This window comes from Brevibacillus parabrevis, from assembly GCF_003710905.1.
Classification (GTDB): domain Bacteria; phylum Bacillota; class Bacilli; order Brevibacillales; family Brevibacillaceae; genus Brevibacillus; species Brevibacillus parabrevis.
In genome coordinates this window covers 330,136-353,156 of record NZ_RHHV01000005.1, presented here as the reverse complement: position 1 = coordinate 353,156, position 23,021 = coordinate 330,136, and the positions used below count along the sequence as shown (strand labels likewise).

Below are 23,021 nucleotides of genomic sequence, written 5' to 3'. Positions count from 1 at the left end.
ATCGTACACCATCTATCCAGAAGAATGTAGAGCTAACCTAAAAAAAGCTTCCCTCGCCAGTCGGGAGGGAAGCTTTCCTTTTTTCGTGCGATTTGCTTGTGTTACGACAGCTTAACCAGGCTGTAGTTTTTCTTGCCTTTGCGGATGATGATGAAGCGTCCGCCGATGGCGAGGTCAGCCGTTACTTCCAGCTCCAGATCGCTCACCTTTTCGCCGTTCATGGAAATCGCGCCTTTGGTAATGTCCTCGCGCGCCTGGCGCTTGGATGGCTCGATGCCCAGCTCTACCAGCCAATCCACGATGTTTTTCGCTTCTTTCGTCGCTTCATAGGTCGGCATTTCTTTGAAGCCTTGCTCGATTTCATCTGCCGTCAACGACTTGATGTCTCCCGTGAACAAGGCAGCTGTAATGCGTTTGGCCTGCTCCAGCAGCTCTTCCCCGTGCACGAATCGGGTCATTTCTTCTGCGAGCATTTTTTGCGCTTCGCGTTTATGCGGTTCGGTCTGGACTTTTTCAGCCAGCTCCTCAATTTGCTCTTTGGACAAGAACGTGAAGTAGTTCAAGTATTTCACAACATCACGGTCATCGGTATTCGCCCAGAACTGGTAAAACTCGAATGGCGTCGTTTTGTTCGGATCGAGCCAGACAGCGCCGCCAGCCGTTTTCCCGAACTTCGTGCCGTCTGCTTTCAGCATCAGCGGAATGGTCAAGCCAAACGCTTTCGCTTCTGGCCCTTCTTTTTTGCGGATCAAATCGAGGCCGCTCGTAATGTTGCCCCATTGGTCCGAACCGCCGATTTGCAGCTGCACGTCTTCGTGTTTGTACAGGTGCAAGTAATCGAGCGATTGCAGGATTTGGTAGGAGAACTCGGTAAAAGAAATCCCGCTGTCCAGTCGGCTTGCCACCACGTCTTTGGCGAGCATCGCGTTGATGCTGAAATTTTTCCCGTAGTCGCGCAAAAATTCGATGACGTTGATTTTATGCGTCCAGTCGTAGTTGTTCACCAGGCGGATTTGATTGTCGCCTTCTGTGATGAACAGCTTTTTCATTTGCGCAGTCAGCGCATCCACATTCGCCTGCACTTGCTCCAATGTTTGCAGCGAGCGCTCCGATTGCCGGCCGCTCGGATCGCCGATCGTTCCTGTCGCGCCGCCGATCAAAATAACCGGGCGGTGACCAGCCAACTGGAAGCGTTTCAGCATGATGAATGGGATCAAGTGACCGATATGCATGCTGTCGCCTGTCGGGTCCACGCCACAGTAGAGCGAGATCGATTTTTGCTCGGTCAATTCGCGAAGTCCCTCGGCATCTGTTTGTTGATTGATGGCGCCGCGCCATTCGAGTTCATCAATAATGTTCACAGCCAATTCACTCCCTCAGGTTCGTAGTTCTCCTATACCGGATCAACGTTGTGCGTGACAACAAAAAATCGCCCCTTGTCATATAGACATAGGGACGATTGAATAACCGTGTTACCACCCAGATTGCACCAATGCCGCACACGCCTTCCTTTTGCGCGCCATTCATGCCACTCTCGGCGAGATATCGTTCGCCGCTTCCGCTCAGCATTACCCGAGATACTCCAGAGTTGTAATTCGCTTGCTTGGTGTGTGCCGGGTTTCATCATCCCCCGGCTTTCTGGGACAGGGACCAATCTGCTACTGGGCTCTTTCAACGTATGTCGCATATAAGATTACAGACAGTATAGTGAATTGGAAGATCGGTGTCAACTGGCGTTTGCCCTCACACCGCCCGGGCAAGCCGAAAGCCGAGATCATCGATGCGAAACGTCGGATGACTGCGCCTGCGGCATGTCGCGCCGACACCTCTAGCCGCTTCCGCCCAAGCCTGCCTGCCTGTCATCTGGTTCCCTCCGCTTTCCACTTTTATTTAGCCAAGCTCAGCTTTTCGATCGCCTGCTGCTCAGTCGGCAGGAAAAAGATGTCGTTGCCGTTGTTCGACTCATAGATGAAGTCTTTCAAGCTTTTGCTTGCATACACGGAAAAATCGCCCACGATCGCCAGCTTTGCCTTGTAATTGATGAACTTTTGCAAAATGTCGCCCGCCAGTCGCGTCTTCAGATCGAAAAAACTCTCCGCAAGCATCGTTTTATGAATGACGATGCGGTCGCATTCGGCTTCGTACCATGCCGTCGCGATCAGATCCAGTGCCGCCTGGACATCGGCGATGACGTGTTCCTCGCTTGTTACGACAGCAATATTGACTCCGTTAACGGTGTGCTTGGCAATGTTCATCGTCTACCTCCCTGTTTGATCAGCCACTCATTTGGCATGGGCCTGGAAAAGTCTTTGGACATACTGCTCGCCTATATAGCGATTGTCTTCGCCCTGCGGCGGCACAATCCCCGCCACCCAAAAAAAGCTCAGCCCGACTACCATCGCCATCAGCCCATAAGCGGCCCCCTGAGCATCTTCTTCCGCCAGCTGGCAAAGACTGATTTTTTAGGGAAAAAGAAGGACAGGAGGCGGGGCAGGGTGGCTAAAGCAGTTCATTCCCGGCAACGCACGATTTTATTGGATTCCCAGATGCTCGCGCAAGGTGGCGCCTGCGTATTCCCGCTTGAACAAGCCTTTTTCCACCAGCTTGGGCATCAGTTGTTCGAAAAAGATGTTCATCGATTTTTCCGATCCGCCCGGCAGAGCGATGAACCCGTCAATCGCTCCCGCCTCGTAACGCTCGATAATATCAGCCAGTACATCGTCGACAGTTCCGACAGACACCCAATGCGCCGATCCGACTACCTCAGGGCGTGCCAGCACTTCTTGCAAAGTCGGCTCGTACTTCGTGATAAATCGGCGCAACAGCTCGGCATGTGTCCGGCTGCGGACGGGCAGGTTCGGATCAGGGAGCATGTCAGCTGTTATGCGTTGATCCAGAGCCAGATGGCTTGCTTCCATTCCGAGTACGAATTTCAGCGAAGCCAGCCTGCGCTCCGTGCTCAAATTGGCATGCGCCACTTTATGCAATTCCTCTGCCTCCTCGCGCGTCTCCCCCAAGAAAAAGTACAGGCCCGGCAGCACTTTGACTGCATCCGGATTACGTCCATGCTCCTCCGCCCTTTTGCGCAAGTCGCTTCGCAGTTCGACTCCTGATTCAATATCCGGCATGGCTGCAAAAATCGCATCCGCGACGGAAGAAGCAAAATCACGTCCCGTATCCGACGCACCCGCCTGGAAAAACGGAATCGAGCCGGAGGCATGGGCTGGCATCGTCAGCGGCCCTTTGACACTGAAAAATTCGCCCGAATGGTTGATCGGCGTTACCTTGTCCCGATCGGTAAAAATGCCTGTCTCCCGATCCATGACAATCGCTTCGCGCGGGTAGCTATCCCACAGCTTGCGTACGACCTCGATAAACTCTTTTGCTTTCGCATAGCGCTCTTGCGGTGATGGCATCGGAGCATCGCCGAAGTTCTCGGCCCCTTCAATCGATGTGACGATATTCCAGCCAGCTCGCCCGTTGCTCAGCCAGTGCAACGACTGAAGCTGTCTCGCCACGATGAACGGCGGATTGAATGTGGTGGAGATCGTCGTCACCAACCCGATTCGCTCGGTTTCCCGGGCAATAGCGGAGAACATCAGTGTCGGATCAACGCTGCCAAAGCTGACGGCGTCTCCCAGCATCTGCGGACCGACGTATAAATAATCGGCTTTGAACAAAAAATCGAGCTTGGCTTGCTCGGCCATTTTCGCCAAATCAATATAGTAGTCGATCGTGTCCAGTTTCTCGATATCACTGTCAGGACGCCGCCAGCCTGCCCCTTTCATCCACGTAGTATTAATCGCCAGTCCGATGCACAATTGTCTATTTTCAGCCATACGTATCCACCTCTCCTGGATTGAGATTCGTTTCGCGATTAGGACTTGCCCCGCTCTTCCGTCATGTTGGCAAAAGCGCAAATACGCGCCTTTTTCCAACAATGATAATCATTATCGTTAAATAGTGTAGCAAGGGCAGAAGTAAAAGCAAATGCACAAATCACGAAAACGATATGCAAGATTGTCTAATCCAGTGCTTTTCTTTGAAAAACGTCCCGGCGTTTTCAGCGCAGTTGGTGGGCGGTTTGCAGCTCGCAGCTTGCGGTTTCTTGCAGTCAGCAATCACAGTCATGACTGTCCGACGTCCTTATGACTCTCTTCTTGCTCTCTGTACGCGGAAGGCGACACGCCGAATTTCTTTTTAAACATCCTGCTGAAATAGAGCGGATTGGCATACCCGACACTGACGGCGATATCGCTGATCGGATAGCTGCCTGCTTTCAGTAGCTCGCGCGCTCTCTCCATCCGGTAATGAATCACGTAGTCGATAGGGCGGTATCCTGTGTATTTATGGAAAAAGTAAGAAAATTGCTTGGGGCTCATACCGTGCAACTCAGCCAATTCGCCGAGCGTCAGCGGCTCCATGTAGTGCCCGCTAATGTACGCAATCGCTTCTTCGATTATTTTTTGGCCTGGAGAACGTCCTTCCTCCCGACTCTTGCAGCCCACCAGCACTTGATGCATGATGCCTAAAAACAGCTCTTTGACATGCAGCTTCCCGATCCCGCCTGTAGCGCGGGCTTTTTGCTGGATCATGATGAGCGCTTCAAGCAGCCGGGGATTCGCGCCGGATTCGAGCTTGAAGTGAGTATCCAGTTCAACAGCCGCTGTGTCATTTGCGTGTTTGTTCCACCTGTAAAAGACAATGAAATACTCCAATTCTGACTGACCAATGACCCGCGAGTCCATTTGCATGCCTGGAGCAGCATGAACGACCGTTCCCGGCAACAAATCGTAAGCGGTTCCGTTCACATGCATCTTCGCCTCTCCACGCACAATAAACAGAAATCCGTATTGGACAGTCTTGAAACCGCGCAAAATACTTTTCGGCTGAATGACCAAGCGCTGCACATTGGCTATCTCATAGGAACCGCCGGCGAATATTTCCGCTATCTTGTCCAAATCCATCATGAAAGGAAACCTGCTTTCTGTCCATATCGTGTACCCCTGCTTATTTTATCATAGGATCGGGCCTGATTTTGCCGTAGGAACATCGCATGCGCTCCATCCCCGGGTTTGCCGTACCATCTGGCGCTCCCTGCCCAAATAAATCGCGGGAAGCATATTTATTTAGGAACCGTTTGCGGGTATGATAATAGAAAAAAAGAAAGAGGCTGTTATATGGATTCAACTTACTCACCAAGATCTACTTCGAAAACAAAAATGCTTGTGATTCATGCCCTTTTTATCGCTTTTACCCTCGCAGCTACCATGTTCATCAACATCCGCCTACCGATCATGGGCAACGGCGGCCTGATTCACCTCGGTAACGTGCCTCTTTTTATTGCTGCCTTTGTGTACGGCAGAAAAACGGGAGCGATTGCCGGAGCTTTCGGCATGGGTCTCTTCGACCTGATCTCCGGCTGGACAGCCTGGGCGCCTTTTACGTTCATCATCGTCGGTGCCATGGGTTATGTCGCTGGCCTCATCGGGGAAAAAATGCCTGGCAAACGCACACTGGCTTACTGTGTGGCGATCGCCGTCGCGCTGATTATTAAAATCGTCGGCTACTACTTCGTGGAAGTGATTTTGTATGGCAACTGGATTCAGCCGTTCGGCTCCATCCCTGGGAACTTCCTCCAGGTTATCGTTGCCGGAATTATCGTGCTGCCACTCGTAGGGCGGTTGAAAAAGATTGTGGGACAGGTGTAAGTAGAAAATCACTTTCTCGTAAAACTTGCAAAAGAGCGATTCATGTGATGCCCCAATAGAGCTGTAACTATAAAAATCGCCCAGGAGATTCTGATTCCTAGGCGATTTTTTTTCAAGGATGTGTCTGAAATTCTCGAACGATTCGGTCAGACAAAGGCGATAAATTTGTGCTCGTATGTGTAACGATGGAGCCGGATGGGCTGAGCTGGAGCCGGAGACATCGATGGTACGGCAAAGGGAATACGGCTGTCTTGCGTCATAAGAGCAAACGCCGAGATCCTGTTGAAACACGTGGCCGATTCAACGTAGGGAAGTCCATCCAGCAGCGCCCTAAAGAAGTGAGAAAACGTCTTAGTTTTGGTCACTGGGAACTGGATACGGTTGTTTCCAGTCGGGGAAAAAGTAAAGCATGCGTCGCTAGGTTCGCTGAGCGTAAGACTCGCCTTTGCCAAGGTCTCTGAAGAAGAACTTGCTCAAGCCTTGTATCTCATTAACAACCGACCAAGAAAATGTCCGGGCTGGAAGACGGCTCACGAATCATTCATGGAAGCTCTGTCGCACTTGGCTTGACAATCCGTCTGAATCAAAAGATTTTATATAAAATAACTTAATTGTAAAAATATGTTTACACAAACTAAACAAGTTGCTATAATCCCTAATTGACCGGTCAAAAATACCAATATAAGGGAGGTTAAAAATCATATATTGAAAATATATATGATTAACTTTTTTATGAAGATGAATGTGTTTTTAAAGTTTCTAATAACTGTCGCATTATTGCTTGGTAGTGTTACAAATGTAGCTGCAGCTGAAAACTCAAGTCAACAAACTACTAGCATTACAAGTGACACGGAGAATCTAACAGATCTTTTTAAGCAGAGAAACAACGTTCAGTTCGAGCAAATTGGTAATGAACAAGAAGTTTATTTTGAATCTAACGAGATAGAAATAAATGAGGAATTAATTGAAGAGTTTCATAGTATCGACGTTGAAGCGCAAAGTTACTTTGATACTTACTTTGACTTTTATAAAGAACACGGATATTTTCCTGAAAAGAAAGTCCTTACTAATAGATTAGCTTCGTCTGCCTCTTATGATGTAGCCTTAAATCTATTAAAAGGTTACGGCGTGAATTGGACTAAAGATCAACTAATTGCTAGACTCGCAACTTTAGGTGCTATCGCATCTCTTGATGGTCCTATTCCTATTGGAGATTTTGTTGCTCTCCTTGCAGGGGCTGTGATCCTTAACCCGAATCTTGACAACTACATTGCAAATTTAGATGAAATTACAAACTATTTAAAATCAGTTTCCCTAAGAAACGCTATTAGTAAAGTCACCGGAGCTGTTTCATTAAGCATTGCAACCAGAAAAGAAATTAAGAAAGGAAAAAAACACTTCGAAGCTTGGCTATCCACTGGTGGATGGGGCGGTATTTTTATTGGACGGTCGATTAGTTTATCTGAAGCGCAAAGTCGGGCTCGAAATGGTTTGGATACATTTAGTGTAAGTAAAGAGAGTGCAAAAAAAGTAGTAAAGCAAACAAACTATTGGTATTATGATGAAGGCGGTCACATTACATTGGGATATCTCGCCAATTTACCTCATTATCATATGACCACTGATGAAGCTCGTCGAAATAAATTGCCTGGTCACCATTTCTTCCCCTACGATCCACTTGATTAATAATTAGTCTGGGACTGGAAACGACATATAAGCTATAAATGTATATGTCGTTTCCGATATTTCACTAAAAAACAGTTGCTTCATTTTTTAACCTCCTATTTCGAACATAGCTAGGTGATAATTTCATGAATCAGGATGACCTTCATTCGAATCAGAATTCCATCCATCTCGAAAAGCTCTACAAAGACATTGACGAACAGTCAGCCAAGTTCTTTCACCATAACTATCAACATTACCTGGATGAAAATGTGTTTCCCGAAGACGCATGCTCCATTCCTCAAGATATCGATCTGTCCGCAGCTACTATTGTGTTAGGTGAACTCAAATGGGAGTGGACGGAAATTGAATTGTTATCCAGATTGAGTCTGTTAGGTGCAGAAATTGGAATCAATCGCCCGATCCCCGTCTTGGATTTCTTTACATTGCTAGAAGGGAAATCCGTAGTCTGGTCCAAATACTGCGATCATTATATAGAGAACTTTGAATCGCTTATCAACTGCTTAAAGCGATTTATCCCCGATCAAGATGAATCGAGTGAATAATTTTTAAAGTGCTCCCTTTTAAGTACCATCTTCGGACGAAGGAGGGGGCACTTTCGATCATGTGCCTCCTTCGTCCGAAGGGCTAGCAATTGGTTGCATAGGTCATGTCAGTTTCACATGCTGCTATTAGCTATAACACGTTGTTTTTTGATGACTTTTAAATTCCTCCACAGACCAGGTTTGAACTGCACCACATTTGTTGGGCCCTCCAACAGTTGGAAGTGCAGTTTTTCTATGACGAAATTTAGTGAAGATTTTAAACGTCTCCACTTCAAAGATACTTAGGAGGGATGGAGAGCAGCGTTCCCTTCCCTTCATGAAAAACGCCAAACCGTTCCGTTTGATACTGTGCATCATCCAAATACACTTGTGATCGCTCCGCGAACATAAACATGTTGGCAAGCATCTGATAGTGGCGAATTGACTCGTCCGGTCGCAGCAGCCGATGCGGGATATCGGCAATCATAATGGTCGCATTTTCCCACATCCACAACGCATTGTGGAGCGCCCCTCGAAGCATTCTCTGCCCACCATACAGCTTGTCCATGCGTTCACGCCCCTTTTATCCAACCAAACAATCATAGCTGATAATCATTACTACAATGCGATTATAGAAAAGAGTCGCGATTATGCGTAAAACATTCGAAAAGATTCTGCAGGAGGTACGCCATGGACGATATCGATATCAAAATTTTGCAACTCCTTGAGGAAAAAGGGAGACTCTCGCACGAAGAACTAAGCAAACTTTTGCACATATCCCGCCCTGCCGTTCATCAGCGGGTGGCAAAGCTGGAAAAGAGCAACATCATCAAAGGTTACCGCTGCATTGTCGATTGGAGCAAGCTGGAGCAAAAACTGAAAGTGCTGATCTTTATCAAAATGAAATGCCAAAACTTCAAAGAAATCGCAGGCAAGATTGTCGATTTGCACGTTCCGGGCGCAACGATTCTCGAATGCCAACGCCTGGCTGGGGAATGGTGCATGATGCTCAAAGTGCGGGTATCCTCCCCTGAGGATATTACGAATCTGATCGATGAAATGGTCAAATTCCCTGACGTTCAGGAGACTTCGACGACGTTTGTTTTATCTACCCTTTACGAAAACGGGATGAAGGAGAATTGAGAAAGAAGAGAGGCGACCCTGGATGATGCAAGGGAAAAAAGCAATGCAAATCGGCGAGTCAGAAAATTCAAATATCACTCTCGTTGTAATCGCTTTACTCTCCGTGTACATTTTTTGGGGAGGAACGTATCTCGGGATGAAGGTTGCGATTGAAACCATCCCGCCTTTTATCATGGCAGGCATTCGGTTTTTTGTGGCTGGAACTGTCCTCTATGTGCTTGCGCGGTTAAAGGGTGAGCAGCATCCGAGCGTTGCCGAATGGAAAGGCGCAAGAATCGTGGGCGCTCTCTTGCTCTTGGGCGGGAACGGGCTGGTCGCCTGGGCGGAACAAAAAGTCCCGTCAGCCATCGCCTCCCTGCTGGTAGCAACTGTTCCTTTATGGATTCTTGCTTTCAACTGGCTTGGCGGCAACAAAAAAAGACCTGCGCTCGGCGTCCTCGCTGGCGTACTGCTCGGCTTTTCCGGCATTGCCGTGCTCGTCCTGAACACAGGCGGAGCGAACAGCCAAAGCATGGACACAATCGGCATGATCGCCCTCTTGATCGCTTCGGTTTCTTGGTCAATCGGATCTTTGTATTCTCGCAGGGCAAAACTCCCCGCGTCTCCCCTGCAATCGACAGCGGCGCAAATGATGGTAGGCGGCGCTTTGCTGATCTTTGTTTCATTTTTCCTCGACGATTGGACGAAGCTGCACCTGTCTGAGCTATCTGTCCGCTCCGCTCTCGCCTTGGGCTATCTGATCGTGTTCGGCTCGATCATCAGCTACACAGCGTACATTTGGCTGTTGAAAAATGCTGACCCCGCCTGGGTATCGACATATGCTTTCGTCAATCCGATCGTCGCCGTATTTTTGGGTGGTTTCTCGCAAACGAGCGACTCTCTCCCCACGCCTGGGCCGCCGCTATCATTATCGTTGTCGCGGTCATGATGATTACGGTTTTTGGCGGGCAGAGGAAAGCCATCGAGCGGAAAGAAGTGGTGAGAGGGGAAGGGGAGGGCGTGTAACTATTAGTTTGAGAAAAAGGTGAAATTACCCTCATAATCCAATTTTTATAATAAAGCAAAAACAAGTCATGTTTGCTTAGAAAAAAGCAGAGGGGCGAATCATTTGGACAAAGAGAACCAGGGACTTCAAACTAAAATTTTCGACCTTATTGAACAAGAGGGACTGGAGGAACAACTGGAGTCATTGACCAGAAATGTATTTGAAGATTGCATCTCCAGAAATACAATCGAGTTAAGCCGCATAAATCCAAGCTTCATCCGTCTCATAGCGATGTTGCTTAAAAAGAGTTCTTTCCATGTCATTGGCCGAATTGAAGATAGCTTTATCAAGGACAAAAAGACAGCTACAGGGTCGCCGCCAGCGGCAGGGTATCGGTTTCAAGAGGGGTTTGGGAAGTGGTATGATCTCAGAGTGGAAGATGCCCTCTTGCTTGTAAAATACGGTAATGTCACCAACCTTGAAATTAATCCCAACGAAAATTACTTCATTGGGAAAGGAATCGATCTAAGGAAACTGCCAAGAGTAGCTACAGCCCCCGGCACTATTTTCACTGATGAAGAGATGCAGAACTACTTAGTATGGTTTAAAGGGATTCAAGTTCAGATGGGTATCCAGCCTACCATCATTTAAAAAGTAGCAAAAGCAGCCCTCTGCCAGTCGAATACAAGGAGGGCTGCTTTTGGTTTCGCGTATCTCTCAACTTTTACTACTTACTGATCGTTTCCTCACCAAGCAATTTCCCCGCAATATAATCAAACTGCTTTTCCAACGACAGCGGATCATTGAAATAAAATGTATTCGAATCAATCGTATACACGCGCTTGTTTTTGACGGCATCAAGCTGTTGCCACAACTCGTTCTTGCTTATCTCCTTCTCCAGCGAATCCTCGATAAACAAAAAATCTCCCGCATATTCCGGCAGTTTTTCATGCGAAAGCGCAACGTAGCCTTTGCCGATGTCCATCGTTGCTTTCTGGATGATCTCCGGCGCTTTCAACCCAAACTCGCGATATAAAATCTCTCCGCCTCGTCCGTAAAAATCTCCGAACGCACCAAGCGATTTCATGTCTCCCCCTAAAATCGCCACTTTTTTGTCACCCACGACCTCGTGCACGGCTGGCTTATACTTCGCCACTTTGCTATCCCAGTTCGCAATCCACGCTTCTGCTTCCTGCTCCCTCCCAAACGCTTTGCCAAAAGCCCGAAGCTGCTCCCGCAAATTTTTTTCCCCGTATTTGATCGCGACAGTCGGCGCTATTTTTTGGATGTTCTCCAGGTTTTTCGCGTTGTCCAAGGCGATAATGACGTCAGGCTTCAGCTCCAACAGCTTTTCCAGCGAGTTGCTGTCATCGCCATAGCCCCCGATATTTTCAATCCCGTCCACTTTTCCGGCGTAAAAAGGATGATTCAGGGCAAACTCCGACAACCCTACAGGCTTGATGCCCAAAGCGAGGAAATAGCCTACGTAACTGTCTGCCAAAATGATAACCCGCTTCGGATTTTTCGGAATCGTCACCTCTCCGCTTGTCGTCTTGTAGGTGATCGTCTCTACTTTTGCCACGTTATTCGCATCCCCTTGTGCCGGGGCTGCTGCCCCATTACTCGTACTGGTCGCGCCAGAGCAAGCACTCAGCAACAGCATGATGCACAACAGCGCAGTTGCCGCCAGTGACGCTCGTGAACCTCTGCTCATCGGAAAATCCCCTTTTTTTGTATATTGATAATAATTATCACTATCAATGTACCGATTCAGCATCCGTTCCACAATAGAATATGTAGGGAATTTTGCCGGACTATCTGCAACTTTGCTCTGTTGCCAATTCCTTCTCCGATACTCGGCAGGCGACACGCCCAGCTTTTTCTTGAACAAGCGGCTGAAATAATACACATCTTTGTACCCGACACCTGCCGAAATCGTCCGCAGCGAAGCGTCCGTCTCCGTCAGCAGGCTCGCCGCTTTTTCAAGGCGAATGCGAATCAAATAATCGATCGGACTGTAGCCTGTGCTTTGCTTGAATGTCGCGGATAAATGGTACGCACTGTAACGAAACATCTCCGCCAAAGACTCCAGCGTGATCGGCTCCGCATAATTTTTTTCCATGTACAGCATGATTTGTGCCGTCAAATCGGGATAGGTCACTTCGCTGCCCTCCCGCTCCAACTCTGCCAGCACCTGATAAACAAATTGGTAGAAAAGAGCTTTGATCTGAAACCGCCTCAGCGACTCTGTGCCCTGCCATTGCTCGTGCATTTGTTGCAAGTGGTGAAAAAGCAAAACCGGGCTGCTCGGGATCAGGCTGTATTGCGCCAAAAACGGGTTGCTGCGCTTTAACAATTCAAGCAAACTCTGGCTTGCGGGTGCCGGAATCGTTGCTTTGTAAAAAATCGAGTAGTATTCAAACGCTTCACCCGCAGGCACAATCTGGAGCGTGGCTCCTTTTCCGCTGTGCATGAGCTGAAACCCTTTTGCCATGTACGCCGTCCCATCCAACAAAACCTGCGCGTTGCCCCGCGTGGAAAAAAGAAACATGCTGGCCGGGAGCTTGTACGGTCCAAACCCTTCCCCCGGTGCCAACGCTGTGTGACGGATGTCCAAAATTTTAATGGCAGCCTGGTTCCATAGCAGCGCTTGGGTGTTTTCTTGCTTCAATGTGACCAGTCCTTTTTGTTTGGTTGCTTTATTATAATTGATAATAATTATCAGTTGAAGAGCAAGAACAGCAATCTGGCTAAAACGAACCGGAGCCATCGCTTTGCTGTGCTCATAGCTTTTTTCGCTGTTTATCCGTCTCCCATAAGAGTGGTCGAACCAGCGATTGACGGCATTATAAATGCATATAGTCATGAAAAACTGTCTTCCCAACAACAACAACCGCTACCTGCCAGACAGCTCCGGCATATAGCGGTTGTTTATGTCTCTGGTTAGTTGGATGAACCGTACAATGTACAATTGCCAAATGATAGTTACACCGAGCCTGAGTCTAAGTCTGAGCAAGCCTTGCAATCCCTTGTTGACCCGCTTCCCGTCCCTACAAAATTCACTACGTCCGCCGCATGTAAGCCCGCACCGTCAGCGGAGCGAAAATAGCCACGATAACGGCAGCGCTCGCGAGCGACAGAGCGAACTCCGTACCAATCGTGCCGCTATTGACCAATTCGCGAACCGCGCTCACCAGATGGGAAATCGGGTTGAGTTGGACGAACCACTGGAGCCATCTCGGCATCGTTTCGACTGGTACAAATGCGTTGGAGAGAAAAGTCAGCGGAAACAGCACCAGCATGGAAATCCCTTGCACGCTTGCCGCCGTCCTCGCAATGACGCCGAAAAAGGCGAAAATCCAACTGACCGCCCACGAGCAAGCAATGACAAGAATCCCCGCAATCGCGACGAATCCCAGTCCGCCCTCAGGCTGGTAGCCCATGATATACCCCATCGCAAAAGTAAGCACGGTCGCAATCGTATAGCGTATCGTATCGGCAAGCAAAGCCCCGGCCAAAGGCGCGATCCGGGCAATCGGCAGCGACTTGAAACGGTCGAAAACTCCTTTGTCCATATCTTCGCGGAGCTGGACGCCCGTCACGATGGACGTCGAGATAACGGTCTGCACGAGAATGCCAGGAATGATGATCGGCAAGTAATTTTCCACGTTTCCTGAAATCGCGCCGCCAAAAATATACGTGAACATCAGAGTAAACAGGATCGGCTGAATCGTGACATCAAACAACTGCTCGGGAGTGCGCCGGATTTTCAGCAGCCCCCGGTAGGCCATCGTCAACGAATGGCGGAGCGCCTGAGCGAAACTGGCGCGGTTTTTCAACGAACGATCAAGCTCTTGCGTCAATGCTGCGCTTTTCATACAGTGGCTTCCTCCGTTCTGTTCGGTTGTTCTGAGGCTTGCTGTGCATTTTCGCTGGCACCGTGCCCCGTAATCGTTAAAAAGACTTCGTCTAGCGTCGGCTTTTGCACGCTGATCTCCGTCAGGTGAATGCCTCTCGTCCGCAGAGCGATCAGCAAATCGGTGACCTGGTCGGCGCTCGCCATTGGCGCCGTAATCTTGCCTGCTTCTGCCGTTATGCTGGAACGAACTCCGAGCACTTGCTCCACCATTTCACGGGCATTGGCAATGTCCTGCACATTTTGGACTCGCAGATGCAAGGCGGAGTTCCCGACAGATGCTTTCAACTCATCCACCGTACCTTCTGCCACGACCCGCCCACGGTCGATCACCGCGATTCGGTCGGCCAGTTGGTCTGCTTCATCGAGATATTGCGTGGTGAGCAAAACTGTCGACCCTGTTTCTACCAGGCGGCGAATCGTATCCCACATTTGCGAACGCGTTCGCGGGTCCAGCCCGGTCGTCGGTTCGTCCAGGAAAATGAGCGGTGGCTGCGCGATGAGACTGGCAGCCAAATCCAGCCGACGGCGCATCCCCCCGGAAAAGTGCTTCAATGGACGTTTGGCAGCCTCCGTCAGACCAAACTCTTCCAGCAGCTCAGCAGCTTTTCGTTTCGCCTCGGCGCGCCCCAAGCCGAGCAAACGAGAGAAAATAATCAGGTTCTCTGTGGCGCTTAACGATTCATCGACCGAAGCGTATTGCCCCGTTACCCCGATCAACTGCCGCACGACATGCGCCTCTTTCGTCACATCGTGCCCGAAAATGCGCGCCTCTCCGCCATCCGCCCGGAGCAAAGTCGCCAACATGCGAATCGTCGTAGTCTTGCCCGCCCCATTTGGACCAAGCACGCCGTAAATCGAGCCTGCGCGCACGTTCAAATCCACACCATCTACAGCGCGATTGTCTCCGAACACTTTGACAAGCCCACGGGCTTCGACTGCCCATTCATTGCTGTACTTCTTGTTCATTCTGGCATCTCCTTACCCACTGTTTATTTGATATCGCAACAATACCGTGCGGATTTAAACTGAATGTAAACTGGTTGTCGTTTTTTTATTTTAGGGCTTTTTGTCCGGTTGTTACACGTACATGGGAAGGGGGTGGAGGTCAGTCTGGAGGAGGAGAGGGAAGTGTTTTGCCGTGACATAAAAAGAGAATGATTGTCCAGAGACAATGTGGAATGTTCTTGGTTAGCTACAACAATCCGCTTTTAACTCCAACAAAAAAACGGCATCTCAGCCGTTTTTCGTGCCTTTTATATGCTGGCGCACGTAAGCGGGAGCGCACGAGCACCATTGGCAGTATAATCAATGTAGCAATGGCGGTGATATTACTGAAACCACCGCTGCTTGCCGTATTCAAGGGAAAACAAAACAGTATTACGATCATTTTCAAGCTTCTTATAATTCCAATTTTGACTTGATGCACTGCTGTGCCCAAACATGTTAATGATGTTTTCCTTCGAAGTTATATAAGCGTTAATGACATTCTCCTGATCAATAACAATCGCAAAGTAAGGTTTGCAAGCAAAATGCCCGCACGCCTCGTCTACTTTTCGAAATTCATCACTCGGTCTGGTAATTGTCAGTGCGTTATCAATTTGCCCCGCTGCCCTGCTTCGCGATTTAACGGATATGCCCAACCGTTCACCTGTTGACTTCCTCGTTGCAATGATGTCAATTCCCGTATGAGTGACATGCACACACTCGAATCCATGTCGAGACAACCAGTACATAATTAAATGTTCGGCAAAATCCCCCGTAATTTTCGAGTGATTGCTGCTCTTGTCAACGCTTTGCATTTTCTGTTGTGCCTCCCGATCCTAACGTTATTTCGTTCCTCATCTCTCCAAAATCACCCGTCAGCCAATCTGCTTTTTCCAGTCAAAAAACATTTTATCATCTCAATGCTTGGATAAGTTTATCGATCTGCGCCCGGCTGGCAAATGACTCATCAATTGATAGGAAAGACAACATGGAGACGGGCATTTTGGCATGAGCAGCCGCAAACATTTTGTGATGTCCGTCTAGCAAGTAGTGCGATCAGGCAAAGTGAGGATCGGCCACACTTTTACACAGGAGAATCTATCAAAAGTTTTCCTCATAGTAGCATAACCTAGTATAGTCAGCTAGGCTGCCGACTTTAGTGCCTGGCACGGAAAATCGTTTGGTTAAAACATTGTTCGCAGATCATTCGCGGAAGCCGTCATATCCAACAAAAAAACGGCACTTCTGCCGTTTTTGCAAGATCCATCAAAGCGTTTCTTTCATGTGACTGCGGTAGCGGCTGGCTTTACGGTCCAGCTGATAACTGACAAAGGTCAACAATGATGCAGCCACCGCAACGATCCCGCCTGCCCAGGATACGTCGATAAGTTCCCTGTTCACCGTGACGATTCCCCCGAGAGCCGCTCCAAATGCGATTCCGACGTTTATAGATACAGGAGCCAACGACGAAGCCAACTCCTTCGCTGCCGGATAATACTTATGTGCTACATCAATGAAATACAATTGCATGGTCGAGTTCATCATGTAAACAACAAGAGCAATGAGTGCGATACTAATCAAGGCTGCGACAATCGAATGGGAAGAAAAGTACAACGAAGCAAGGATAGCAGCTTGAATCAGAAACACATACCTCAACTTGCCAATCCCGTTACGGATCGCCAGCTTCCCGCCAATGAGCGTGCTAAAAACGGAAACAACACCGTACAGCAAAAAAATGACGCCGATGTAACGCTCAGGCACGAATAGCACTTCTTGCAGCAAAGGAGCCAAATACGTATATACCGTATAGGTAGCCCCAATACTTAATGCGGGAATAAAAAAGCCGATGACAATACGCGGATTGGTTATGAGACCCATTTGTTTTTGCAAGGAACTCTTTGTTCCCCTCAGCTGTTTGGGAATGGTCACAGCGCTTACGATTAAGGATACGATACCCAATACGCTGGTAAACCAAAAAGCCATTTGCCAGCCGCTCCATTGCCCGATATACGTTCCGATCGGCACCCCGACTACGCTTGCTATCGTAAACCCCGCAAAAATAATCGATATAGCTGGCCCCCGCTTGTCGGCAGGCATCGTTTCATTCGCCACACTCATTGCAAGTGCGATCAGTACCCCGGTAACTACGGCCGTGACGATTCTGCTGGCAACAAGCAGTGCAAACGATCCCGATAAAGCCGTAATGACATTTGCGACAATAAACACCCCGATCAGGGCAAGCATCAGCGGATACTTGGAAAATCGGCTTAAAACAGCCGTCAAGATCGGCGTGCTTATGGCAAACGTGATGGCAAAAACCGATACAAGCGAACCCGCCGTTGATATCGCTATTTTCAAATCTGCTGACACTTCATTGAGCAACCCGACAATCACAAATTCACTCGTTCCCAAGACGAAAGTTAATAAAAACAAATTGAAAATCAGTCGCTTATGTTGTTTCGCCATTCATTGAATCTCCTCTCCAGATGAACTTCCTCATGCTCTTTCTATGGCAACCTGCAACTCGGCAACGTGAGCTTCCGGATCGTTTGACTTTTCATGCGGCAAACAAATTTCGCGCCGCGGTTCATTCTCTTTCATACGATATCCGTTCCGTTCAATCCACGCTGCCAATACCGCGCTTGCACTACAGGGGCGAGTCGTCCGGCAAAGGTGGATAAGCGTAGCCATCATCGGAACTTCCGGCAATTGTTTCACCGTAAAAGGAGGCCGGCTCGGCATATCAAGAGTCAGAGGCCGTGCCACTTCCATGTCAATTTCGTCCTCGCTTTCTTCACATCCGTGCCAAAGTACAATTTGAGGCGTAGATGGCTGAACGGAATTTCCCAATTGATCATCCACCTGTTGGAAAAGCTCCGGAATTTGCTTGAGCGAAGCTTTTTGGCGGTAAGACAGCACAAGTTGAGGCCCGACTTCCTTTACAATAACGTCGTGCGACTTTTGATTCTCGCCTTCATTTTCGATGAAAGACAGCCGTTCCTTAATTTGCGTCAGTTTTGCCTGCTCCTTAGCCAAATTGGACAAAATCTCGCTTTCCTTCAACCGAAACATTCCCCGAATTTGTTCTTGCGAGATTTGCTCTCCTACCAACTGGCGAATTTGCTCTAACGAGAAGCCCAGTTCTTTAAAGGCCAAAATCCGATTGAGTTGAAACATTTGGTCAGCCGTATAATACCGATAACCTGTAAATCGGTCGGTGTGATTCGGCTTGAGCAAATTTAACTGGTCGTAGTAACGAAGCGTCTTTACGGACACCTGGCTGATTTTTGAAAACTCGCTGATTTTAAACATCCATCCATCTCCTTGCACGGGTCATTCTATTCTCTCCCTGGTCTTTTCCGAGTATAACGTTCCAGTTGAGGGGAGAGTCAAGGGAAGCGATCTAGGAGAAATTTTCGTATAAACCGGAATTTCTGCGTCTTCGCCATTTCTACCTGGAGCCGCTGAACCTGTCATTCGTCTCACCGTTTTAGTAGAAGACACTAGGTTGGCAACAAGATTCCTGCATCATTCAGAGGAGAATCCTGTTCGCGAGTCTTTCGTTGCTCTAACGTATCGCGATTGCCCCTGCATTTATCTGAAAGTAAACAGGCCGCTCCCGACACAGAAAAAAGCAGCCTTCATTTTGGCTGCTTTGGATGTTTAAGTATGGTTAACCTACTAGCGCCTCCTTCACTCATACGTTTTCTGGCTGCTAAAACGTTTTGAGGGCTGCGGTTTGAAATGAAAAAACCCAGGATTTCTCCTGGGGAATTGTGGTGCATGCAACAGAACTATGGGGTAGTGACAAACAAGATCGTGTATGTGGCTGTTGTCGTTCCATCCGTTGCTGTAACCAGCACATAATCTCCTGTTTCCAAAAGGTCGAAGGAACCTTTTTCGACGTGAGAAGCAGAGAACAGCTTGACCGTTGCGCCATCTGGGCCTTCAAGATGACCCATCAATGCAGATCCGACATAGGTAGAACCACTGAAGAAGACAGCACTTCCATCAATCACTTTTGCGGCACTGTCGATTGTGAACATCGCAGTAGGTTTCGCAGTCAATGTCACATCATTGTTGATGGCAAAATCAGCGGTAACGGTCACAGAGCCCTTCTGTACCACATGATGATCAGCATCATCAGTAATCACGTAGCTAATCACTGCCGAGCCTCCACCTTGCCTCGAAATCTTGCCCTCTGTGTCGACTGAAATTTTGCTTGGATTGCTTGATGTCCAAGTAATGGTTTGTCCGGAACCTGCCGTGATCGTTTGATCCGGGGATATAGCCGTATCGCCTTCAGCAAGGTTTCCATTCGTTCCAGTACCCGAGTATGAAGGGTTGGTTTCTTGCGCTGTAGCGTAGACTGTCACAGTGACACTGTTTACAGCTCCATTAGAACTTGTATATTGGATCGTTGTCGTTCCAGGTGAAACTGCCGTGATCACTCCAGTGAAAGCATTCACAGTCGCTACTGACGGATTGCTCGATGACCAAATCTTGGTTCCTGGTTCTGTTGTTGTTGCTGTTCTCGTAATTGTCTCGCCAATCTGTAAAACTGTTGCAGATGTACCTACTCCTGTAATTGCTTGTCCGCTATTTCCGGCTAACCCAAAAACGGGCTTTTGCACAGACCAACACCGTGCAGGCGCCTTTCAACGCACACGGCGTTCCATCAACACTAAAGAAGGACTCCTTTCCTAGGACTTTAGAACTCCTACAACGGGCAATTTGATTGTATCATAGATTTCATCGGCTATAAAAGTAAATACTGAAAAATCAGTTTTGGGGGCTAGGCGTGAGGAGTTCGTGTAATTATTCTATCATTTTCGAATTATCGAGCCTCAGCAGATCAAATGAGATATCTGTATCAAATCACTGCTTATCAAAGTGAAATGGACAAGTTGTCATTCGCATACAGAGCTATTTGAAACTCGTCCATTTTTTTACATAAGCAGCTATAATGTGATGGTATCTCGATTTTTCCCACTTGGGAGGGCGTATAAGAATGGGATTGTTAGTTGATGAAATAAAAATACATATCAATGCGTATATTAACTATCTTACATTTAGAATTCGAAAATTGCTCTTCTACTTCTTTCCTGCCAATACATCGAGGACTAAACCATTATTGATATGCTACTTAGTAGCATCGCAGCCATCTTTGCTATACAGTAGAGTGTTAATGTAGAGCAACCATAGCTTCCCATCCCAAAAAGCAGGTACACTTTCCAGAAAAGTCTAGGATCAAGCAAAAAATTGGCGATGAACAAAATGTAAAACAGCATTACTGCCGTTTCCGTAGTTAAATGGTGAACTATTGAGATCAAACTACCGGCCTATGTCTACTAGCTGAGCTAACTTCTCTGTATTTGGTAGTACATCTGACCAGTTCGGACTTCCACCAGAGTCAGGTGTCACTGCCCTAAACAGGTCCTCAAATTCTCCAGTAATCACGCCTGCCTACGACAGGCGACGCGAAGGCGGTTGTAGAGGAGGGAACGGCATGACCGTTTCAATCCACGCCTGCCTACGACAGGCGACCTTATCTGGTCCAAGTATCTGAATCTTCAAATTAGTTTCAATCCACGCCTGCCTACGACAGGCGACGCGATCCAAGACGCAAATTCCCAAGCACTTGGGTTTCAATCCACGCCTGCCTACGACAGGCGACTCGCCGCGGGCGGCCTTTTCTTTGTAACGAGCTTGTTTCAATCCACGCCTGCCTACGACAGGCGACAATATTGACAATATGGTGCTCGAGAAAATCTTTATCGTTTCAATCCACGCCTGCCTACGACAGGCGACGGATAGCCCCGTCCTGCTCCTGCTGCATTTGCCACTGTTTCAATCCACGCCTGCCTACGACAGGCGACCAGGGCATTTAATTGTTTTATAAGGATTGGGAACGTTTCAATCCACGCCTGCCTACGACAGGCGACCGGCGCCTTCTCGTAAGTGATTTCATAGACCGGAGTTTCAATCCACGCCTGCCTACGACAGGCGACCAACATGACGAGAACCCCCTAAACGTTTTTTGATAGTTTCAATCCACGCCTGCCTACGACAGGCGACGTAACGATTTCGGGAGTCGTTATTTTGATATGTGGTTTCAATCCACGCCTGCCTACGACAGGCGACGGCAAGACCTACAAGGAAAATCATCGGAAGAAGTGTTTCAATCCACGCCTGCCTACGACAGGCGACCATAGAACCGCCTCAACATTCCCACTCCTTAAAAGGTTTCAATCCACGCCTGCCTACGACAGGCGACGTCTACTCCGATCAGGACGGTATGTTAGAAACAGTTTCAATCCACGCCTGCCTACGACAGGCGACACAAAAGTTTTCCGCACGACAATTCAAGAGCTGGCGTTTCAATCCACGCCTGCCTACGACAGGCGACTCGTTCCTGGTCAAACCGATTTCGTGGGTTCTGGTTTCAATCCACGCCTGCCTACGACAGGCGACTGTTTTTTCCCAAGCCTTGGAGCCGTTCGGGTTGTTTCAATCCACGCCTGCCTACGACAGGCGACCCTTACGCGACATTTCCATCTTTGAATTTATTGATGTTTCAATCCACGCCTGCCTACGACAGGCGACAAAGGCAGCCGCGTGCTGGCCGGGTACTTTGAAGAGTTTCAATCCACGCCTGCCTACGACAGGCGACCGAGGACGGCAATGTCGTAGAGAGTTGTAAACTCGTTTCAATCCACGCCTGCCTACGACAGGCGACGCCCGATGCTTGGCAAAAGCGTCATGACATACTGGTTTCAATCCACGCCTGCCTACGACAGGCGACGAAAGGTAAGAGTCACATCATCTTGGTTGAGAAGTTTCAATCCACGCCTGCCTACGACAGGCGACTTGGGTGTTTACCTAGAAGACTATTTTGCAGAAGTTTCAATCCACGCCTGCCTACGACAGGCGACCTCTCCACATCAGCCTTTGCCTCGATTGCCCGGTGTTTCAATCCACGCCTGCCTACGACAGGCGACGATGGAAGCTATCGTGTTTGGGAGGTATGAGGAGTGTTTCAATCCACGCCTGCCTACGACAGGCGACCGACGAAAACGGTGATCCGTTCCAAGGTGTTCTTGTTTCAATCCACGCCTGCCTACGACAGGCGACGGGTATTCGTGGACAACAGCAAAAAATGAACAGGGTTTCAATCCACGCCTGCCTACGACAGGCGACTCCGGGTTCGCGTCATGTTCCGGCGCCATGAATGTTTCAATCCACGCCTGCCTACGACAGGCGACCCAGAAGTAATCATACCTTTGTCTGCAGGCAGGAGTTTCAATCCACGCCTGCCTACGACAGGCGACAAACCACTTCAACATTGGTGTTCAGTACCATTCGTTTCAATCCACGCCTGCCTACGACAGGCGACGTTCGCATACTGATTGAGGGCATGGGCCTTTGGGTTTCAATCCACGCCTGCCTACGACAGGCGACGAAAAACGCATTAGACTTGGCTCGGGACTTCATTAGTTTCAATCCACGCCTGCCTACGACAGGCGACTCCGTCGATTGAGTTCAATTCGGTCTCCATGGTGTTTCAATCCACGCCTGCCTACGACAGGCGACTGCAATACCTAGGAAGCTTTGTCCTGACTAGGGATTTCACGCGATTTCCGCGAACCTCGTTTATACGGTCGCATAATACGCAGCAGCATATACCAAAAACACCTCGAATCCCAGCAACGGCAGGCATTTGCGAACCTCCCTGAAAATCGATGTGAGCCTAGTGTTCGCAAATGCCATATCCACTGCTAAATCATCAAAAACCCCTCTGGATCATACCCTTGTTTAGCGCCAACATGTTCAACCTTACCTTTCCAATTACTCCCAATCCGATAGAAGCGCAAGCTGTCCATCTCCGGATCTATAGTCTTTTTCAGCTTAATCTGCAATTCCTTCAGCTGCTGCGAATCAATCAAACATTCAAACACCGAATTTTGCACTCGCTGACCGTAGTCCTCGCATGTTTTGGCAACCTGTCTCAAGCGTCTTTGCCCATCAGCAGAGGTTGTATTCACATCGTAAGTAATTAACACCATCATCCC

Annotated in this window: 19 protein-coding genes, 3 pseudogenes and 1 CRISPR repeat array; of the genes and pseudogenes, 7 read left to right on the top strand and 15 right to left on the bottom strand. The window is 48.6% G+C overall.

All coding sequences use genetic code 11. The features are described from left to right. Positions 1 to 101: 101 nt before the first annotated feature. The 6 genes and pseudogenes from tyrS to EDM60_RS04965 all read right to left on the bottom strand — a co-directional run bounded on the left by tyrS (position 102) and on the right by EDM60_RS04965 (position 4,970). Positions 102 to 1,361, bottom strand: coding sequence for a tyrosine--tRNA ligase (tyrS, locus tag EDM60_RS04995; protein ID WP_122963254.1), 1,260 nt, complete (start codon positions 1,359 to 1,361; stop codon positions 102 to 104). Positions 1,362 to 1,743: 382 nt separating this feature from the next. Beyond that, positions 1,744 to 1,848, bottom strand: a pseudogene (locus tag EDM60_RS04985) (formylglycine-generating enzyme family protein); the annotation flags it as partial. Between the two features lie 38 nt (positions 1,849 to 1,886). Next, entirely contained in the window at positions 1,887 to 2,255 is a 369-nt protein-coding gene (locus EDM60_RS04980) for a DUF4180 domain-containing protein (protein ID WP_122962957.1), read from the bottom strand. A 27-nt stretch (positions 2,256 to 2,282) separates the two neighbouring features. After that, positions 2,283 to 2,444, bottom strand: a pseudogene (locus EDM60_RS04975) (TetR/AcrR family transcriptional regulator); the annotation flags it as partial. 87 nt (positions 2,445 to 2,531) lie between these two features. Next, positions 2,532 to 3,839, bottom strand: coding sequence for an NtaA/DmoA family FMN-dependent monooxygenase (locus tag EDM60_RS04970; protein WP_122962956.1), 1,308 nt, complete (start codon positions 3,837 to 3,839; stop codon positions 2,532 to 2,534). Between the two features lie 288 nt (positions 3,840 to 4,127). Continuing rightward, positions 4,128 to 4,970 carry an AraC family transcriptional regulator gene (locus EDM60_RS04965; RefSeq protein WP_122962955.1) on the bottom strand — a complete coding sequence of 281 codons (843 nt, stop codon included), beginning with the start codon at positions 4,968 to 4,970 and terminating at the stop codon, positions 4,128 to 4,130. Positions 4,971 to 5,180: 210 nt separating this feature from the next. Here EDM60_RS04965 and EDM60_RS04960 point away from each other — a divergent pair, with 210 nt between their 5' ends. From EDM60_RS04960 to EDM60_RS04945, 4 genes and pseudogenes are all read left to right on the top strand, one after another. After that, complete coding sequence (locus EDM60_RS04960) at positions 5,181 to 5,711, top strand: ECF transporter S component (RefSeq protein WP_063229229.1); 531 nt, start codon at positions 5,181 to 5,183, stop codon at positions 5,709 to 5,711. 251 nt (positions 5,712 to 5,962) lie between these two features. Beyond that, a pseudogene (locus EDM60_RS04955) lies at positions 5,963 to 6,281 on the top strand (hypothetical protein); the annotation flags it as partial. Positions 6,282 to 6,416: 135 nt separating this feature from the next. Beyond that, complete coding sequence (locus EDM60_RS04950; RefSeq protein ID WP_141254099.1) at positions 6,417 to 7,397, top strand: hypothetical protein; 981 nt, start codon at positions 6,417 to 6,419, stop codon at positions 7,395 to 7,397. 125 nt (positions 7,398 to 7,522) lie between these two features. Beyond that, the gene (locus EDM60_RS04945; protein WP_063229227.1) at positions 7,523 to 7,939 is read left to right on the top strand and encodes a hypothetical protein; all 417 of its coding nucleotides are present in this window, start codon (positions 7,523 to 7,525) and stop codon (positions 7,937 to 7,939) included. 271 nt (positions 7,940 to 8,210) lie between these two features. Here the strand turns inward: EDM60_RS04945 and EDM60_RS04940 are convergent, their stop codons facing one another. Beyond that, complete coding sequence (locus EDM60_RS04940; RefSeq protein ID WP_122962953.1) at positions 8,211 to 8,486, bottom strand: hypothetical protein; 276 nt, start codon at positions 8,484 to 8,486, stop codon at positions 8,211 to 8,213. A 122-nt stretch (positions 8,487 to 8,608) separates the two neighbouring features. Here EDM60_RS04940 and EDM60_RS04935 point away from each other — a divergent pair, with 122 nt between their 5' ends. The 3 genes from EDM60_RS04935 (at position 8,609) to EDM60_RS04925 (ending at position 10,697) form a co-directional block, all read left to right on the top strand. Then, complete coding sequence (locus tag EDM60_RS04935) at positions 8,609 to 9,061, top strand: Lrp/AsnC family transcriptional regulator (protein WP_122962952.1); 453 nt, start codon at positions 8,609 to 8,611, stop codon at positions 9,059 to 9,061. 22 nt (positions 9,062 to 9,083) lie between these two features. Beyond that, on the top strand, positions 9,084 to 9,989 hold the full coding sequence (locus EDM60_RS04930; protein ID WP_229049844.1) for an EamA family transporter: 906 nt from the start codon (positions 9,084 to 9,086) through the stop codon (positions 9,987 to 9,989). 180 nt (positions 9,990 to 10,169) lie between these two features. Beyond that, positions 10,170 to 10,697, top strand: coding sequence for a hypothetical protein (locus EDM60_RS04925; protein ID WP_122962951.1), 528 nt, complete (start codon positions 10,170 to 10,172; stop codon positions 10,695 to 10,697). Positions 10,698 to 10,773: 76 nt separating this feature from the next. On the opposite strand, the gene EDM60_RS04920 is transcribed toward EDM60_RS04925, so the two are convergent. The 8 genes from EDM60_RS04920 to cas2 all read right to left on the bottom strand — a co-directional run bounded on the left by EDM60_RS04920 (position 10,774) and on the right by cas2 (position 23,018). Further along, positions 10,774 to 12,912 (bottom strand): AraC family transcriptional regulator, encoded by a 2,139-nt coding sequence (locus EDM60_RS04920; protein WP_122962950.1) that lies wholly within the window; start codon positions 12,910 to 12,912, stop codon positions 10,774 to 10,776. A gap of 196 nt (positions 12,913 to 13,108) precedes the next feature. Then, positions 13,109 to 13,924 (bottom strand): ABC transporter permease, encoded by an 816-nt coding sequence (locus EDM60_RS04915; protein ID WP_122962949.1) that lies wholly within the window; start codon positions 13,922 to 13,924, stop codon positions 13,109 to 13,111. Beyond that, the gene (locus tag EDM60_RS04910; protein WP_063229218.1) at positions 13,921 to 14,931 is read right to left on the bottom strand and encodes an ATP-binding cassette domain-containing protein; all 1,011 of its coding nucleotides are present in this window, start codon (positions 14,929 to 14,931) and stop codon (positions 13,921 to 13,923) included. The genes EDM60_RS04915 and EDM60_RS04910 overlap by 4 nt, the downstream gene beginning before the upstream one ends. A gap of 362 nt (positions 14,932 to 15,293) precedes the next feature. Next, on the bottom strand, positions 15,294 to 15,764 hold the full coding sequence (locus EDM60_RS04905) for a PDDEXK family nuclease (protein ID WP_122962948.1): 471 nt from the start codon (positions 15,762 to 15,764) through the stop codon (positions 15,294 to 15,296). 451 nt (positions 15,765 to 16,215) lie between these two features. Beyond that, positions 16,216 to 17,415 (bottom strand): MFS transporter, encoded by a 1,200-nt coding sequence (locus EDM60_RS04900; RefSeq protein ID WP_122962947.1) that lies wholly within the window; start codon positions 17,413 to 17,415, stop codon positions 16,216 to 16,218. 30 nt (positions 17,416 to 17,445) lie between these two features. After that, complete coding sequence (locus EDM60_RS04895; protein ID WP_122962946.1) at positions 17,446 to 18,261, bottom strand: MerR family transcriptional regulator; 816 nt, start codon at positions 18,259 to 18,261, stop codon at positions 17,446 to 17,448. Between the two features lie 482 nt (positions 18,262 to 18,743). Then, on the bottom strand, positions 18,744 to 19,583 hold the full coding sequence (locus EDM60_RS04890) for an Ig-like domain-containing protein (protein WP_122962945.1): 840 nt from the start codon (positions 19,581 to 19,583) through the stop codon (positions 18,744 to 18,746). An 881-nt stretch (positions 19,584 to 20,464) separates the two neighbouring features. Further along, a CRISPR array of direct repeats spans positions 20,465 to 22,542; the repeat unit is 32 nt; unit sequence GTTTCAATCCACGCCTGCCTACGACAGGCGAC. 185 nt (positions 22,543 to 22,727) lie between these two features. Next, positions 22,728 to 23,018: a CRISPR-associated endonuclease Cas2 gene (gene cas2 / locus EDM60_RS04885; protein ID WP_122962944.1), complete on the bottom strand. Its 291-nt coding sequence runs from the start codon at positions 23,016 to 23,018 to the stop codon at positions 22,728 to 22,730. Positions 23,019 to 23,021: the final 3 nt, after the last annotated feature.